Here is an 18,423-nt window from a genome sequence, read left to right as displayed (position 1 = left end):
CCTGTTTAAAGATGTATTCTATACCCAATGCATTTAATAACAATCGATTATAGAAAGACCTTTGCTTTAACGAGCAATTGCATTCCATCATCTTCAATCAAAAGATTAAATAATGTCCGACTCTATCATTATTTTTTCAAAGCCATATAGAGGATTTCCACGGGATGTAGGGCCGTTCGATTGGTACCGTCTTTTATTTGATGTCTACAACTCACTCCTTGAGCCGCAATTAGATATTGTTCACTGGCATTGCGAACCTGAGGAAATAGCACCAATTCTCCAACTGAGGTTGACAACTCAAAATGCTCTTCTTCAAAACCAAATGACCCTGCCATGCCACAACAACCAGACTGAATATATTCAATATGGTGACCGGAAGGTATTGACAAGATACTTTGGGGCGCTGTCTTATCTCCTAAAGATTTGTAATGACAGTGTAAATGCAATTTTACCCATCTTTGTACATCATCGAAATCACTACTACTGATATTTCCAGTTTCAAATTCTGTCCACAAAAATTCTTCAATGGTAAATACAAATGGTTTTATCTTATTGGCCATGGTTTTCAACTCTCCTTGAACCACATCTGGATATTCATCTCTAAAACTGAGTACAGCTGAAGGCTCAACACCAATCAATACCGCGTCCTCGTGAATCAAAGGACCGAAGGTTTGGATATTGGATGTGGCCATCTCTACCGCTTTGTCCAAAAATCCTTTTGAAAATGCAGCTCTACCACTTTCACCATGTGATTGAAAACGCACATCATACCCCAATTTACGCAACAATTTAGTGGTTACTATTCCCAATTCGGCTTCATTGCGATCAACAAATTCATCGACAAAGAGATATACTGCCTTTTTTTGATGAGGTTGAATTGTACTTGGATTTTTCTGTAGCCACTTTTTCCATGAAGTTTTAGCGACCAGGGGAAGTGATCGCTCAGGAGCAAACCCAGCCAACGATTTAATAGTCTTTCCAAAATTTTTAATAATAAAATTGGAAAAAGCAGGCCAAATAGAAGCCCATCCGTACATGGAATAGAAATTAAGCACCAAATAATCTCTATATTTTCTTGGATTATTTTTATAGTATTTATGGCTGTACTCCGCCTTTAGCCTTGCCATATCCACATTGGAAGGACACTCTGCTCTACACCCTTTACAAGAAAGACATAGATCCAGCACTTCCATCACTTCAGGACTGTTAAAACTTGTCTCCTTGCCATTGCCCTTCATATACTCTCTCATTACATTGGCTCGTCCTCTAGTGGTATCCTTTTCCTGACGAGTAGCCATATAGCTCGGACACATTGTCCCCCCAGACTCAGCAATTCGCCGGCAATCTCCTGTACCATTACATTTTTCAATAGCACGCATCATTCCACCACTTTCCGAATAATCAAATACCGTATCAGTTGACCAATCTGCCTCGTTGACCGTATATCTCAAGTCCTCATCCATGGGAGGACTATTGACTATTTTTCCAGGATTAAATATATTATTGGGATCCCAAAGATTCTTAATATCTTTCCATATATCATATACTTTCTCTCCTACCATAAAGGGCAAAAATTCACCACGAAGACGACCATCTCCATGCTCTCCACTCAAAACCCCATTATATTTTTTCACCAATCGGGCACTGGCTTCACTAATGGCTCGCAACCCTTTCACATCTTTGGGATCTTTAAGATTTAGGATGGGACGCAAATGCAATTCTCCCGCTCCAGCGTGAGCATAAAAAACAGCTTTTTGATGATGCTGTAGACATATCTCTTCAAACTCAGCTATATATTCTGGTAAATCTTCGATTCTCACCGCAGTATCTTCAATACAAGCCAAAGGTTTGGCATCTCCTTTCACATTGGACAATACCCCTAATCCAGCCGATCGCAATTCCCATATTTGATCGGTTTGTTTCCCCAAGACAATGGGATTGGCAAAACCCAATTGCTGATTTTGAAGATCAGTGGCCAAAAGGTCTGCTTTTTGCTTGGCTTCTTCTATAGTACTGCCCCTAAATTCAACAGTCAAAATAGCTTGGGGATCATCGACAACAAAAAACATATTTTTGAGTTGATCGGGATTCGTTCTCGCACAATCGAGAACAGTTTTATCCATTAATTCACACTTCGAAGGCTGATGTTTCATCGCTACTAATGTAGCTTTCATTGACTCTGCTATGGAAGAATAATGTCCGCACAAGACGGCTACATGTTCAGAAGGAAGATCTACTAAATTAAGAGTGATGGCCGTAGTAAAAGCCAGTGTACCTTCTGATCCACAAAGTATTTTACTGAGATTAAAAGATTGACCATTATTGGACTCAAAAGGCACCATATTCAATAAAGCATCTAAGGCATAGCCTTGATTTCTACGCTTGATTTCCTGATGGGGATAAGAGGACAACACCATGTCCCGTACTTCGTTCTGAGAAAGTAATTCTATAAAATATTCATAGACCTTTTTTTCGAGTGGATTTTCAATTCCAGCAATATATTCATCTACCTCATCAATGGGTTTCACCTCCATTGTACTTCCATCGGACAAGACCACGTCCAATCCAATAACATGGTCTCTGGTATTGCCAAACTCAATAGAAGTAGAACCACAAGAATTATTGCCGACCATACCTCCGATCATACATCGGTTGGCTGTAGAGGTATTGGGACCAAAAAACAAACCAAAGGGTTTGAGATAATTATTTAATTCATCTCTTATCACTCCTGGTTGCACTTTTATCCATTTTTCTTCTTGGTTAAAAGCAATAACTTTATTCATATGCAAAGAGATATCCACTACCAATCCTCCCCCTACACATTGACCTGCCAAAGAAGTCCCCGCCGCTCTGGGTATTAATGGAACTCCGTGATTATTGGCTATACGTACAATTTGTTGTACATCTTCATGATTTTTAGGATAGACCACACCAATGGGTTTTTCCTTATATATAGAAGCATCTGTAGAATACAAGGTTTGATGTAAATCATCGACCCGTATTTCACCAATAATTCCATTGGTGAATTCTCCTATAATACTCTGTTTTATTTTCATCTGTTCTCTTCGTTTTGGTAAAGTTTTAATGTAACTTTACACTATTAAAAACTAATTTAAAAAAAATAATGGACGCTTTTTACAATATTTTGACTCATGCTCACTCAGGCCTTAGATGGTTAGTATTAATTGCTCTTTTCATAGCTATATCACAAACTTTTGCAAAAAGAGGTAAATTTGGAAATATCGGTGAGACTAAAGCAGTCCTCATTACTTTTATCCTTACAAATTTACAATTTTTAGTAGGATTGATACTTTATTTTATTAGTGAAAAAGTACAATTCGGAGCCAATACTATGAGCAATGATATTATTCGATTTTTCACCGTTGAACATGCATTAATGATGTTTATTGCGGTAGCCTTAATCAATATTGGTTACTCTAAATCTAAGAGAGCCACCAAACCTTTTAATATTTCTTTTAATTTTTATTTGGTTGCCCTTATCCTCATTCTTATTAGCATTCCTTGGCCTTTTAGAGATTTAGGTGGTCAGTGGTTCTAAAAATTACTCCACACTTCAGTCTACATTGTCGATATTACTAAATCTTTGTCTAGAATTATTTAGAGTAGTGAATAATATATTGCGTAAGTATATTGTTGTATCTGCAAAATAATAGATTTAGAAATAGGTCAAATAATTAATAAGACCATAAATCATAAATGCCCTTTACCCATATTATCCCCTATACGGTATGGAATGTCCTGTTATACTCTTGATTCATTTTTCTTATGGTCTCTTAAAATAGGGAGCAAGGGAATGTCTAGGGTTCTTATTATACTATCACTATTTCGACGCTAGGACAATCTCTAACCAAACAATAACTAAATACCTTGATTTTTTAACTAAAAAATCACAACAATTAATAAGTAAAAAATAATTTTAAAAAATATATACAAAGTCTTTGTGATCTCGTTTGAAGTATTCAAATTTGCAGAAAATTTCAATAATGGAAGTAATCACTAGGGATATTATATCGGTAAGCCTGGTTTTGTTTTCAGTAATCGACATCTTGGGATCCATTCCCATCATTATTTCGATGAAGAAAAAAGGTATTAAAATCGAATCCAAGAAGGCGAGTATCGCCGCTTGTTTGATAATGATATTGTTTTTGTATGCGGGCGAAGAAATTCTTAAACTTTTTCACGTAGACCTTGCTTCATTTGCAGTAGCTGGATCCATTATTATTTTTCTCATCGGTATAGAAATGATATTGGGAATTCATCTTTTCCGAGAAGAACCCGATAGCAAAAGCAGCAGCATCGTTCCCATTGCATTTCCTTTAATCGCAGGTGCAGGTACATTAACCACCATCTTATCTCTGAAATCTGAATTCAATAATATCAATATATTCTTAGGCATTATTATCAATATTCTATTGGTATTTTTAGTCCTTCATTTTTCAGATTTTATCGAAAGAAAACTGGGAAATAGTGGAGCTGAAGTATTGCGTAAAGTTTTTGGCATTATATTATTGGCTATTTCCATCCGTCTTTTCAAAGAAAACATCTACGGTTAATCACTGATCAATCTGGATTTTTAGAATTCAGCTCTGTTGACTGGATACGGGCTGCGTAGTTTATTGTATAAAAACAAAAAATCATCTTGTAATCATAGACACTGGAATACTTTGTCTATGAATAATCATACTGCCATTTACATGGTCATGAGGAGCAACTATGTCCTATCCCCAACCCAGACTTTGATCAACTTTATAGCTTGGTTGTAATTGATTTCATTCCACAATGGACTTTTGACATTAAGTCTCACAACCATCCATTCTCTATAATCTTCTACTACAACGAAAACGAAACTTTCTAAAAATTTCCCGAAATAAACAATACTAGAAATATTCCACGGCGGGAATATAAGAACAACTCATTCAATGCACTGTCTAAACCATGGAATAAAATTCTAAAACACGACTAATAAATACCCATACACCAAATTAACGCAAATCAAACAATAACTTAATACAGTAAAATTTAAAAATCAATCAGAATCAGATTTCTTCATGGCTTATTTTAATGTAAAATCAAACAAAAAAATATTTTCAAAATCAGCAAAAGAGTAATTTAATTTAGAAATTTTTTGTATTTATATTTTTCTTTTAAAAACAACCCGTCTATATGAAGGAAACAGAGATAATAAATAGAGATATTAGTTGGTTATCGTTTAATGCGCGCGTATTACAGGAGGCGAAAGACCACCTTAATCCCTTATTCGAACGAATAAAATTTTTAGCCATCTACTCCTCTAATTTAGGTGAGTATTTTGCAGTGAGAGTGTCACAACATAGGAATTTACTAAGACTTGGAAAAAAAGAAAAAAAAGAGCTTCATCTAGAAACCAAAGATATTTTGGAAGAGATGCTCCATATTGTCAAGACCCAACAAATAGAGGTAAGTCGCATCTTTGACGAAGAAATCGTTCCCCATTTAGAAAAAGAGGGAATTCGTCTATTGCGACGTCTAGACCTAAGCGCATCTCAAAGAAAATATGTAGAAGATTATTTTCATCAGTTTTTACTGCCCTATGTCCAACCCGTACTATTGGTCAAAGACAAGGTGAGACCTTTCCTCAACAATGCCGAGCTCTACTTAGTCGTGGATATGATTGAAAAAATGAAATCCAAAGAACTCGGCAAATATCAGTATGGAATTGTAAAAATCCCCTCTGATCACATTGATAGATTTATTCAACTGCCCTCAGACAAAGGGACTGAAGATTTAATCCTTTTGGACGATGTCGTTCGACACAGTATATCATGGTTGTTTCCGGGTTACGATATTATAGATACTTACTCAATAAAGTTGACAAGAGATGCAGAATTATATATAGACGATGAATTTTCTGGTGATCTTGTTCAAAAAATAAAAGACAGTTTAACCAAACGAAATATAGGTCCGGCATCGAGATTGGTCTACGATCGGGAAATGCCCAAACGACTGGTTAAATATCTTCAATCGGTCTTGGAAATTGAAGATCTCGACCTGATTCCAGAAGGGCGGTATCACAACAATTTTGACTATTTTAAATTTCCTCATTTTGGAAAAACTCATCTTCAGCAAAAGCCACTTCAACCCTTGGTCTATAGCCCACTTGAAAACACTGAAGATATTTTTGAAACGATAAAAGAAAGAGACCATCTTTTGATGTTCCCATTTCACGAATACGAATCTGTTATCCGAATGTTTGAAGAAGCGGCTGAAGATCCCAATGTGACCCACATTAAGATCATTCAATATCGAGTCGCCAAAGAAAGTAGAATCATGAATGCTTTGATGCGAGCAGCCAAGGCCGGTAAAAATGTAACGGCTTTCGTTGAAGTAAAAGCGCGATTTGATGAAGAAGCCAATCTCAATTGGGCTGCGAAATTGGAACAATCCGGGGTAAAAGTTCACTACAGTTTTCCCGGTTTAAAAGTGCATTCCAAAAGTGCTTTGATTAGACGAATCGAAGGCAATACCGCCAAATTATATACTTATCTCAGTACGGGGAATTTCAACGAAGACACTGCTGAAATATACAGTGATTTTGGCCTTTTTACCGTTCACGACGATTTATGTCAAGAAATTTCTCGCCTATTTTCCATCTTAGAAACCGTTCAATTGCCCAATCGCTCTTTCAAGCATATATTGGTAGGTCAGTTTAATTTAAAATCAACACTAATTGATCTTATTCGAGTGGAAATCGCCAATGCCCTAAATGATCTACCCGCAGAAATATTTATTAAAATAAATAGCATTCAAGATGAGGAAATGATTGACCTCCTCTATCAAGCTTCCCAAGCGGGAGTAAAAGTAAAAATCATCGTCCGAGGCATATGCTGTATCATCCCCGGTCGACCGAATTTAAGTGAGAACATCGAGATTATCAGTATAATAGATCGATACCTAGAACATGCTAGGATATTCAGATTTCACAACAACGGTCAACCCAAACTCTATTTCTCATCGGCGGATTGGATGACTAGAAATTTAAATTATAGAATTGAAACCGCCATCCCCATTTACGATGAAAATGTATTCAATTCTATAAACGATATTATGGAATTGCAGTGGAAAGACAATGTTAAGGCCAGAAAAATTGATGAAGCGGCTACAAATTCTTACATTCGCCGCGATAATGATGTCCGAATTCAAAGTCAAATTGAAACATATTATTATTTCAAGAGACAGGAAGAAGAATATTTAAAAGAAATAGAAGTAGAGAATGACGAACAATCTAATTAACATATCCCCTATTGATGGCAGATATGGCAGTAAAACAGAAGTGCTACAAGGTTATTTTTCAGAATATGCCTTGATTAAATATAGAGTAGAGGTAGAATTGAAATATTTTATCGCTTTAAGTGAAATTCCTTTGCCCGGATTGGAGTCCTTTAATGAAGCAGATAAAAAGGTAATCTTATCTTGGTTAGACGATTTTGACCTCGAGCAAGCTTCCATGATTAAGGACATTGAAAGAACGACGAATCACGATGTAAAAGCCGTTGAATATTGGATTAAATCAAAATTTGACCAACAAGGCTGGGAAGATTGGAAAGAATATATTCATTTTGGTCTGACTTCACAAGACATCAACAATACAGCGATTCCTTTAATGTTGCAAGGCGCCATGAATCGAGAAGTTATTCCGATGATGGAATCTTTAATCACTCAAATCGAAGCTTTGGCCAGTGAATGGGCCAGTGTTCCCATGTTGGCGAGAACCCATGGTCAACCCGCTTCCCCAACCAAACTCGGAAAAGAGATTCAAGTCTTTGTCTATCGATTAAATCGACAATTGTCGGCAATTAAAGAGACTACTATTTCTGGGAAATTTGGAGGTGCCACGGGTAACTTAAACGCCCATAAGGTAACTTTCCCCGATATCGACTGGATTGAGTTTTCAAATCAATTTCTAGTGGACAAATTGGGCATAGAAAGACAAACCTGGACTACCCAAATAGAAAACTATGATGAAATGGCTGCACTTTTTCAGGCCATTGCTCGATTCAACACCATATTGATCGACTTAGCCAGAGATATGTGGCAGTATATCTCCACGGATTATTTTAAACAAAAAATAATAGCGGGAGAAGTGGGTTCTTCAGCTATGCCCCATAAGGTAAATCCTATCGATTACGAAAACGCAGAAGGGAATTTAGGTTACGCCAATGCCATATTTAATTTTTTGGCCGGCAAATTGCCCATTTCTCGACTGCAAAGAGATTTGACCGATAGTACGGTAACTCGAAATATTGGCGTTCCAATCGCACACACCGTAATCGCCATCCTATCCTTGCAAAAGGGATTGAACAAAGTCGTCCTCAACCCAACAGCTATTGAAAAAGATTTGGCAAACAATTGGGCGGTTGTGGCAGAAGCAATTCAAAATATTTTGCGTCGTGAAAAATACCCCAATCCATATGAGACCTTAAAAGCCCTTACCCGAACAGGTACTGCTATCACAGAGGAGACCATTAAGACCTTTATTCAAGATCTCGACGTCTCGGAAGATATTAAGGCCGAGATGATGAAAATATCTCCTTTTACATATACTGGATACTAGCAATTCTAGGGTAAAATTAAACCGACCGAATTCTATAAATTCAAAAATTGTCCTATTCAAATAGAGGCTAGGTTTGAGTAATGGAGAATTGTTAAATCTACATTTGGAGGTATTATTCTACATGCGCTCCTCCCCATTGCCGTCGTACAACAACATATCTCGTATGGCATCAAACATCGGGATCATAGAGATAAAACAATCGACTACCTCATTTTTGAAGTCTGGCTGGATTGAATCGGCTATTGTAAAATTTTGACTGACTAAAAACTGTTTCTTTCGCAATAGATTCACTTCGGGATGATCTTTGGAATACCCTCGAGGTGAAGATTTCAACTCATCCCCTGCTAATGAGGAAAATCGCTTTACAAAGTTTTCGTCATTGATGGCTGCCTTCAAATCTTCTGCATCTCTAGCTATGCCTTCTCTTATATATTGCAAATCCTTGGACTCGGGATTCCAAAATCCCCCCGCTACATGGAACTGCCCGGGTTCCAACATCAAATAGTATCCACCCCTACGATGTTTACCCGCACGTGTAAATCCTGCAGAAAAATTAGTTTTATATGGAGTCTTGTCCTTACTAAAGCGAACATCCCTGTATATGCGAAAAACTTTTGTCTTTTCGATTACATCTTTCTCCTGCAATGCCAACTCCACAGATTTGACAAATGATTTAAAATTATCCAAGGCTACTTCGTATTGAGATTTATTGGCTTGAAACCACTCTCGATTGTTGTTCATCGATAAGTCTTGTAAAAACTCTAAAGTAGAGGTTTGTAAGGTAGAATTCATTGTTTTACCATTTTTAGATTTAACTCAATATAAATCAATAATATATTATATTCATAAATTCTACCAATTCTTCATATAAAGGATATTGTCCATTAGGTATTTAATTCCATATTCAGAGCTGTTCATCACTGAGGACACAGAGATTTGCACAGGAGATACAGAGATTAGCAAAGGGGATACAGAGATTAGCACAAAGGACACAAATAGCGTAGCGGCTATTCTTTCATTCATGCTTTATGTTCGGTCATCTTCATCACTGACCAATTTCCAGGTTCTGACAGAAATATTGCCCTAGTCTCCACTCAAACACCTCCAGATTTTTCTACTTTTTTATAATACTAAAATAAAGACAATTGATTTTAATTTTCAATTAATAACAAACGGCCTAAATATTTTAAAGGAAGTAGAAATTCAATTAAATCGAATGATTCCCCTTAATTATTAAATGTATTTCGGAACAACTTCTCTCCTCAGTCCATGTGGAAAGAATAGGACGTAGAGGCCACCCTAGCAGCGACCTAACAAAGCAGTAAATAGTGGACAATAAATTCCCACTTATACGAATTACATTTTATAATGACGGAAAAGATTTCGAGACAACTGAGCAGGATGGGTAGCATTGAAAGTCGTAAATCGACTTTCAGCGAGGGAGCCGTGAGCTCAGTCTCACGGGAGGGTTGGCCGTTTGACGAGGCTACGACTGAATGAAGCTCACGACCGAATGTAGTTCGAAGAACCGTAGACCTTAAATAGGTCTACGATGAGGGAGCCACGACCGCTGTGTCGTGGGTGGGTAGGGAAAGACCGTAAATCGGTCAATGATGAAGGAGCCGAAACCTCCGCGTTTCGGGAGGGGGGCTGCATAGCCGTAGCTACGGCGTGATTGAGTAAAGTTGCCATAATGGCAACCAAAGGTCGTAAATCGACCTTTGACGAAGGAACCGAGGCCACTGTGCCGAGGCGTGATTGCCCTGGAATTCCTTGTTAAGATACTACTACCAGTATAGCATTACGTCTTAATCTACAATATTTAAGCCGCAATGCATTGCGGCTCTACAATAAATCGAAAGATTACCGTTAATTATAAATGTAATTCGTATTATACACTAGAATGAGTATTTTGGTGATTGTAACTCGCTATAATTTCACCTATGCCTACTTCAATTGAAGCCATTTTTAATAATCATCAATATCCGTCCATTTTATATAAAAATCCAAAATATATCCATATCCATTATTGGATATTGAAGATATTATACACTCGATCTCGAGTTACTTCTAAAAAATTGTACGCTGTAATCAATCAAATCCAACATCGGGGAAATATCCTAGATATAGGTTGTGGAGAAGGTCAATACTTAATTCCCCTAGCCAAAAAATTTCAATCTCATCAATTTCACGGTATGGATTTGCGATCTGACCACATTGATTTTTTAAAAACCTATATCAATGTCCAAAACATGGACAACCTCTTCCTTAAAGTAGCCGATATTGAGACCTATAATCTGGACAAATCTATGACCTTTGATTGTATTTACCTCATCGGCATATTGCAATACCTTCATCAACCAGAAAAATTAGTTGCCCGCTTAGCTAATGTCCAAATCCAGGGACAAAAAATGGTAGTATACAGCCCCATTGTAAATATAGGCCCCAGTTCTTGGTTTAAAAAATGGCAGCAAAAATTTAAACATTACGACAATAGCCAACAGAATTACAGTGAATTTGACCTAGAAAAACTCATAAATTTTTGGGGTGAGAATGGCTACAACATTACTGAAAAGCAATACTATTACGGCCCTATAGGTAGACTGGGACGAGAAATATACAACGCTCTCTTACTGGGATTTATCCATTCCCATATCACAATAAAAATATTTGCCTTACTTTTCCTATTACTTTTGAGTCCTATCTTTGTAACTTTACAGGTTGTAGATAGCTATATTCCTAAAAAATCGGGAAACAGTATTTTGTTCATCGCAGAAAAAAAATAACATTGGCAGCAAAATCCAAATCGAAAACCAAAACGCCTTTGATGGCTCAATACGGAAAGATAAAATCCAAATATCCCGATGCCATCTTATTGTTTAGAGTGGGTGACTTCTATGAAACTTTTGGGGAAGATGCCATTACCACAGCCAATGTATTGGGTATAGTGTTGACCAATAGAAACAATGGCGGGGCAAAAATTGAACTGGCAGGATTTCCCTATCATTCCCTAGACCTCTATTTGCCCAAATTGATTCGGGCTGGATTTAGGGTAGCCATCTGTGAACAACTGGAAAAGCCATCAAAAGAGAAAAAGATTGTCAAGCGAGGAGTCACTGAATTAATCACTCCGGGAATTGCCGTAGACGATAAATTATTAGAAAATAACGCCAATAATTTCTTGGCTTCTATCTACATCGAAAATGATGAATACGGCCTATCCCTATTGGATATATCTACCGGTGAATTTTATTTGACCGAAGGCAATCAATTCCTAATCGACAAATTATTGGAATCATTTTCACCTTCAGAAATCATCTATTCTAAGGACAATAAAAAGGAAATCCAGGACTGGATTGGCGAAGAATACTATATCTATGGTTTAGAAGATTGGGTTTTTAATTGGGATTATACCAGAGAAAAGCTCTTAAATCACTTCAAAACCATGAATCTAAAGGGATTCGGTGTAGAAGAGGACAGGTTGGGCCAAACGGCAGCAGGAGCCATATTGCATTATCTAGAGTCGACCGAGCACAACGACACCAGTCACATATTCAAAATCCAACGCATACAAAAAGAGCAGTCTGTATGGCTGGATCGCTTTACCATGCGCAATCTCGAATTGCTATCTAGCAATCATCCTACGGGAATTTCTCTTTTAGACGTTTTGGACAAATGTAAATCCCCAATGGGTTCTCGGTTAATGAAGAGATGGATATCCTTGCCGCTCACCGACATCAACGAAATTGACAAGCGATTGGAAACAGTAACCGTATTGCGTGGCGAAGATAATTTTAGAAATCATGCAAGTGATTTTTTTAAGCGAATTGGCGATTTTGAACGACTCGCTTCGAGAATAGCAGCTTACAAAATCAATCCAAGGGAGATCAATCAACTCAAGTTGGCGCTAAAAGCCATTCCTTCTCTCATAGAATTTTTACAGGATATCGGATCCGACCTCATAGAAGGAATTAGAGATCAACTCAATCCCTGCACTGACCTCGTCACTCGATTGGATCAACAGTTGAATGAAGATGCACCAGCAGTTGTCAACAAAGGGAATATCATCGCAACAGGTTTCAATGAAGAATTGGACGAATTGAGATTTCTTATTTCCAACAATCAAAACATTTTGTTGTCCATACAGGAAAAAGAAGCAGAAGCTACCGGTATTGCCAGTCTAAAATTGGGATTTAATAATGTTTTTGGATACTACCTTGAAGTCACCAATAAGTACAAAAACTTAGGTCTGATTCCCGATCATTGGGTTAGAAAACAAACTTTAACCAATGCTGAACGATACATTACCAGTGAACTCAAAGAGATAGAAGACAAAATATTACACGCCGAAGATAATATCCTCGTTATTGAAGAACGGTTGTATCAAGAATTGGTCTTACACCTCCAGCAATATATAGAGACCATATTGACCAATGCACACATGATTGCTCAACTCGACTGCCTGCTTTCCTTTGCTCAGATTAGTTTGTCAAATCAATACAATAGACCCAATATCAACGACAGTTTAAGTATCGATATCAAACAGGGCAGACATCCAGTCATTGAACATCAGTTACCACCTGGAGAACACTACGTGGCCAACGATGTATATTTGGACAACGACGAACAGCAAATCATGATGATTACCGGGCCCAATATGTCGGGTAAGTCAGCCATACTTAGACAGACTGCATTGATCTGTCTAATGGCCCAAATGGGGAGCTTTGTACCCGCTGAAAAAGCCGACATCGGTATATTAGACAAAGTTTTTACCCGTGTAGGAGCCTCAGACAATCTGTCTAAGGGAGAATCTACCTTTATGGTGGAAATGATTGAAGCCGCCAATATTATCAACAATCTTTCCAATCGATCTCTAATCCTTTTGGATGAAATAGGTAGAGGAACCAGTACCTATGACGGGATATCTATAGCCTGGGCCATCTCGGAATACTTACACGAAAATACCCTGGCCCACCCCAAAACCTTGTTTGCCACCCATTACCACGAATTAAACCAATTGGAACAACTATACAGCAGGATCAAAAACTACCATGTTTCCACAAAAGAGATTAACGAAAAAATCATATTTTTAAGGACATTGCAATTAGGTGGTAGCGAACACAGTTTTGGTATCCATGTGGCACAAATGGCAGGACTGCCCCAACCCATTATTACAAGAGCAAAAGATATTCTTGAAAAAATGGAAACCCATAATCTGACCAACGATTCGAAAAACAAAATGCCCATTGTTGAAAAAGCCAATAGTCCATCACTACAATTAAAAATATTTGATGCTGTAGATGAGAAAACTTTGCGACTCAAAGAAACTCTAGCAACATTGGATATCAACAGTTTATCCCCTATTGAAAGTTTATTAAAGTTAAAGGAATTGAAAGAAATGGTAGATTCCTAATTGAGAATATTAATCGATATTTTGGTCATGGGGTAGAACTTGACCTGATTCATTTCGTCGGTATGTTATTCTCAATAATCTATGGTTATTGAGAAAGAAATCGATGACTCCTACAATTCGATGAATGGGTATTTTTTATTCACCTTGCCTCATCGCGAAACCAAAGAATACATAATCAAAGGATGGGAGTCTGAATTCCTCCAAGGCAATTTCTTTATAGCGATAAAATATGGTTCTTAAACGAAATGAAATCTATAAATATAGGTTTTTCAGTATTGTAGTCACAACATATTATATCGCCCAATTGAAGTCTAGTGACAATGTCGAGATTCCATAGTAACCGCTGTCGATTTACCATGCATTACGTCTCGGCGTAGAGACACGACTGAATATGACTGAGCATAGTTGCCCTTTAGGGCAACCAAATGCCTTAAATAGGCATTTGATCAGGGAACCACGACCTCTGTGTCGTGGGTGGGGAAGCCAGGGCGAGAGAAGTCACGACCTCCGTGTCGTGACAACAATACATTAAAATTGACAAGTATAAACTATAATTGAAGTAATAATAAAATAGCGGTGAAGGAGCCGTAACCTTCGTGTTTCGAGTGTGACCGAATTGCAACCTTTATTTGCCCAAAAACCAACTTAATTCACTGATTTCAATATTATCACTTATTTTCACAACGACAACCCATCGTTAATACTGAATTGTTCTACATATGCAACATATTAAAACTTTGACAATTACCATTATTTTAATCATCATCATACAACCATTTAGTCAGGCTCAAGACATATCTAGACAAAGACTGAAGACGAGTTTAAATGCATATTCCTTTCACAAGGACCTTATCAATTCTCATATGAATATTGAGGACTTATTACAATTTTGCCACGATGAAGGATTTGACGCCGTAGATCTAACTGGCTATTATTTCAAATCCTACCCTCTGCCTCCCCATGACAGCATATTGTTTCAAGTCAAAAGATCGGCATTTGCCAAGGGGTTGGCTTTTAGTGGAACTGGTATACGAACCGACTTCACCAGCAGCGATATTCAACAAAGAAGAGCCAATATAGACTTGGTCAAACAATGGATCAAGGTAGCGGCAAAACTGGGCGCACCTGTTCTGCGTATATTTGCTGGCAAATCTGTAGATGATCCTGTAGAAAGACAAAAAGTCTTAGTTCACATGATATCTGACCTCAGAGAATGTATTGATTACGCCAAATCTCATGGCATCATCTTAGGCCTGCAAAATCACAACGAATTTTTAAAAAATTCAGCTCAAGTTATTGAAATAATGGAAGCCCTGCCTTCCCCATGGCTAGGGCTGGTATTGGATATAGGGAGTTATCGACAAGGCCAACCCTATCCGCAAATTATTGAAACCATTCCCTATGCCGTCAACTGGCAACTCAAAGAAAATATGTATATCGATCAGGTGGAGGTTAAAACGGACTTAAATAAAATCTTATCCATCATTCTCAATAGCAAGTATCGAGGCTATATTCCAATTGAAACACTGGGACCAGGCCATGCCCCCAATAAGATCCACGCTATGATTGAACAAGTTAATATGATTTTAAAATCCAATAAATAATGATTATCTTTTATGACTTCACTTAAAGTCAACTCGATATGAAAAATATTACAAAACCCAATCAATGGCTATTTATTACTCTTTACTTTCTGCTGGTATCTTGTACTGGCAATAGCCAACCCCATACTGAACCAGATTCTGACTTTGCCTCCTATTGGTACCAAAATCAAGCGGAAATCTCTAGTTTCGAACTCAACCAAGTTCAGTATGGTGAAATCAGAAAGGGAGAAGCCGTCCTTATATTTGTGACAGAACCCTTTTCTTCAAAAGAAAAAGTAAAAGAAGATCATCCAGAGAAAAATGATTACACCAATGTTTTAAAACTCAATTTTACAAAAAAATTCAATACTGGCTTATATCCATATTCCATGATGAACAGCACATTTCTACCCATCCAAGGTCCTCCACATTCCCTAAAAATAGCAGCCTCAGTCCAAGAGTGGTGTGGTCAAACCTATATGGAATTAAAAAACAATTCAAAATACAATGTAGTTTCAAATTCCTATTTTCAAGGTGAGGGAGGAAATACAAAACTTCCCAAAAACTATCTTGAAGATGATTTTTGGTCTCTGATTAGAATCAATCCACAATTATTGCCCACAGGCGAACATCAAGTAATTCCCAGTTTCTTTTTCTTTCGAATGAAACACAAGGAGGTCAAAGCTTATCAATGTGTTTTGACCAAAGAAATAATCGACGACGAAGTCCTATATCAAATAGAATATCCTGAATTAGATCGCAAACTTAAAATTTATTACAATCAAGAGTTTCCCTACCGCATTCTTCGCTGGGAAGAATCCGATGGCAAAGATGGCTTGTCCACTACTGGGAAATTAAAAGCAACTCTGTTGGCTCCCTATTGGAAATTAAACCACGTAAACGACGAGCATTACAGAGACTCTCTGTTACTCGGTCAATAATAAAAACCAGCAATACCAAATTCTTCAATCCCTATGATTCTTATCCTAAGCTTCTATAAATACGGGTGAATTATCAGAGGGTAAAGGAATTAATAGCTTGACTTCTGTAGTATAATTGAAATGAACTGTACATCCATCTCCTACAGCAGCAGACTCTATTCGCTCACTAAAATACTCCTCTCTGCCATTGTGGTATAGAGGTATATTTACATTAAATACAATATGATCATTGAACAACCAATCGTATTCTGTGATATTAAACCTAATGGATAAAAAACTAAATTCTCCCAATCTTGGCACTTCATATTCTACACTGTGTTGACTTCCCAATAGGCGAATACCTTCAAATCGACCGAGGAAACTATTAGACGGTCGCCAATCCCAGTTGTGATTCATCCTACCCTCGATCATTTGAATAATTCTAAAATGATGAAAATCATCTGTAAAAGAATCACACGAACTTTCTAACCAAAAGAAAAATGGATACACTACTAGTTTATACCTCGGGGTAATAATGATTCGCTGTGATGAAAAATCAACTAATCCATTAACATCATCACTCCTTACAGAGACAAGATACTCTCGTGGAGCTGGGATCACAGAATCTCCGAATCCAGGAGTGTAAAACACCTCATATCGATGGTACAATTCATAGCTTCCAGGGGCTAATGGCTGTCCGCCTAATACGGGTTGAGTAACATTATTAAATCCAGGACGTCGGTTAATCACTTCTATATTGCCATCGCCCCAGTCAATCTCCAATCGTCGACTGGATGCATCTGTAATTATTATGGCCTTAGCAACCACACTGTCGGCAATCACGGAAAAATTAATAATTCTCTTAACCGTACAATCCTTACTATTAGGCTTTACATTTACTAACTGAGTCGAAGAACTTCGCTCAACATCATTCATTAATCCAGAATTTTTCATAATTAAAATTTTGCGTTTATTAATTAAAATTCAGGGATAGCCATTTTGTAATTTACAAAAATTAGTAACTTTTAAGATATATTTCACTTAAATATAAATAAATTAACACAAAATGACAATTACAAACAATAACAAATCATCAACAATAACAAACTCCACAACTAGCAAGTGCATACAACATACATTGACATACTCACAAACACATAACAACACACTTAATTTAAATTACTAATTAATACATTTATTATTACAACACAACCATATTAAATCCAACTATTTATTCCAAAATTTTACATTATTAATAAAATAAAGCCTCAATTCTCAGATTACTATATTAATTATCTTATTTTAGCACAATGGACAGAAGACAAGTACTCCAACAAACAGCAAAAATATTAGGTATCGGCTACCTGGCACCTGGTGTTTTTATAGCTCTACAGAGTTGTGAAAACAAGGATGTAAATGACGATTGGAAACCAGCAGTATTGAGTCAACAACAACTGGATATTCTCACAGCTACAGCAGACACCATAGTTCCCAAGACGACTACGCCTTCGGCTACTGAGGTTAAGGTGCATGAATTTATCGACCTTATTCTCAGTGATGTTTTGAGTGATCAAGAAGTAGACAAGGTTATGCGTGCCCTATCCGACATTGAAGCTATTTCGATATCAAAGGCAGGTAAATCCCTTTCAAAACTCAATGATGAAGATAAAACAACAGTCATTGGAGGAATTGACCAAGCTGCATATGGCAATACCAGCCAAGATAAAAAATCAATGGATTACAAATATTTAAAATCCCTGATCTTACTCTCATATTATTCCTCTGAACAAGGTGTAAAACAAAACTTAGATTTCTTGCCCCTACCAGGTAATTATCAAGCTTGCATCGATATTTCATCTAACCCAACCATTACCATAGGCCTTCACCTCTAGAATA

12 protein-coding genes are annotated in these 18,423 nt (G+C 37.2%); 9 read left to right on the top strand and 3 right to left on the bottom strand.

The features are described 5' to 3' along the window. Positions 1-128: 128 nt before the first annotated feature. Positions 129-3,056 carry an FAD-binding and (Fe-S)-binding domain-containing protein gene (locus LVD51_RS01880; RefSeq protein WP_236969479.1) on the bottom strand — a complete coding sequence of 976 codons (2,928 nt, stop codon included), beginning with the start codon at positions 3,054-3,056 and terminating at the stop codon, positions 129-131. Positions 3,057-3,124: 68 nt separating this feature from the next. Between LVD51_RS01880 and LVD51_RS01875 the strand changes: the two genes are divergently transcribed. The 4 genes from LVD51_RS01875 (at position 3,125) to purB (ending at position 8,611) form a co-directional block, all read left to right on the top strand. Then, positions 3,125-3,559, top strand: a complete 435-nt coding sequence (locus tag LVD51_RS01875; protein WP_236969478.1) for a cytochrome B — start codon at positions 3,125-3,127, stop codon at positions 3,557-3,559. Positions 3,560-4,004: 445 nt separating this feature from the next. Next, positions 4,005-4,574 carry a MarC family protein gene (locus LVD51_RS01870; RefSeq protein WP_236969477.1) on the top strand — a complete coding sequence of 190 codons (570 nt, stop codon included), beginning with the start codon at positions 4,005-4,007 and terminating at the stop codon, positions 4,572-4,574. Positions 4,575-5,184: 610 nt separating this feature from the next. Then, the gene (ppk1, locus tag LVD51_RS01865) at positions 5,185-7,290 is read left to right on the top strand and encodes a polyphosphate kinase 1 (protein WP_236969476.1); all 2,106 of its coding nucleotides are present in this window, start codon (positions 5,185-5,187) and stop codon (positions 7,288-7,290) included. Next, positions 7,271-8,611, top strand: a complete 1,341-nt coding sequence (gene purB / locus LVD51_RS01860; protein ID WP_236969475.1) for an adenylosuccinate lyase — start codon at positions 7,271-7,273, stop codon at positions 8,609-8,611. Before ppk1 ends, purB begins: the two co-directional genes overlap by 20 nt. 117 nt (positions 8,612-8,728) lie before the next feature. Here the strand turns inward: purB and LVD51_RS01855 are convergent, their stop codons facing one another. Further along, positions 8,729-9,403: a DUF2461 domain-containing protein gene (locus tag LVD51_RS01855; protein WP_236969474.1), complete on the bottom strand. Its 675-nt coding sequence runs from the start codon at positions 9,401-9,403 to the stop codon at positions 8,729-8,731. Positions 9,404-10,554: 1,151 nt separating this feature from the next. Here LVD51_RS01855 and LVD51_RS01850 point away from each other — a divergent pair. The 4 genes from LVD51_RS01850 to LVD51_RS01835 all read left to right on the top strand — a co-directional run bounded on the left by LVD51_RS01850 (position 10,555) and on the right by LVD51_RS01835 (position 16,548). Continuing rightward, complete coding sequence (locus LVD51_RS01850; RefSeq protein ID WP_236969473.1) at positions 10,555-11,397, top strand: class I SAM-dependent methyltransferase; 843 nt, start codon at positions 10,555-10,557, stop codon at positions 11,395-11,397. Between the two features lie 2 nt (positions 11,398-11,399). Further along, positions 11,400-14,024: a DNA mismatch repair protein MutS gene (mutS, locus tag LVD51_RS01845; RefSeq protein WP_236969472.1), complete on the top strand. Its 2,625-nt coding sequence runs from the start codon at positions 11,400-11,402 to the stop codon at positions 14,022-14,024. A 719-nt stretch (positions 14,025-14,743) separates the two neighbouring features. After that, positions 14,744-15,628 (top strand): sugar phosphate isomerase/epimerase family protein, encoded by an 885-nt coding sequence (locus LVD51_RS01840; RefSeq protein WP_236969471.1) that lies wholly within the window; start codon positions 14,744-14,746, stop codon positions 15,626-15,628. Positions 15,629-15,666: 38 nt separating this feature from the next. After that, positions 15,667-16,548 carry a hypothetical protein gene (locus LVD51_RS01835; RefSeq protein WP_236969470.1) on the top strand — a complete coding sequence of 294 codons (882 nt, stop codon included), beginning with the start codon at positions 15,667-15,669 and terminating at the stop codon, positions 16,546-16,548. Between the two features lie 45 nt (positions 16,549-16,593). Here LVD51_RS01835 and LVD51_RS01830 read toward each other — a convergent pair whose 3' ends face one another. Next, positions 16,594-17,481 (bottom strand): hypothetical protein, encoded by an 888-nt coding sequence (locus tag LVD51_RS01830; RefSeq protein ID WP_236969469.1) that lies wholly within the window; start codon positions 17,479-17,481, stop codon positions 16,594-16,596. A gap of 356 nt (positions 17,482-17,837) precedes the next feature. Between LVD51_RS01830 and LVD51_RS01825 the strand changes: the two genes are divergently transcribed. Beyond that, the gene (locus LVD51_RS01825; RefSeq protein ID WP_236969468.1) at positions 17,838-18,419 is read left to right on the top strand and encodes a gluconate 2-dehydrogenase subunit 3 family protein; all 582 of its coding nucleotides are present in this window, start codon (positions 17,838-17,840) and stop codon (positions 18,417-18,419) included. Positions 18,420-18,423: the final 4 nt, after the last annotated feature.

Origin of the sequence: Membranihabitans marinus, from assembly GCF_021729155.1 — a bacterium.
Lineage (GTDB): Bacteria > Bacteroidota > Bacteroidia > Chitinophagales > Saprospiraceae > Membranihabitans > Membranihabitans marinus.
This window is presented reverse-complemented; position numbering and strand designations above follow the sequence as displayed.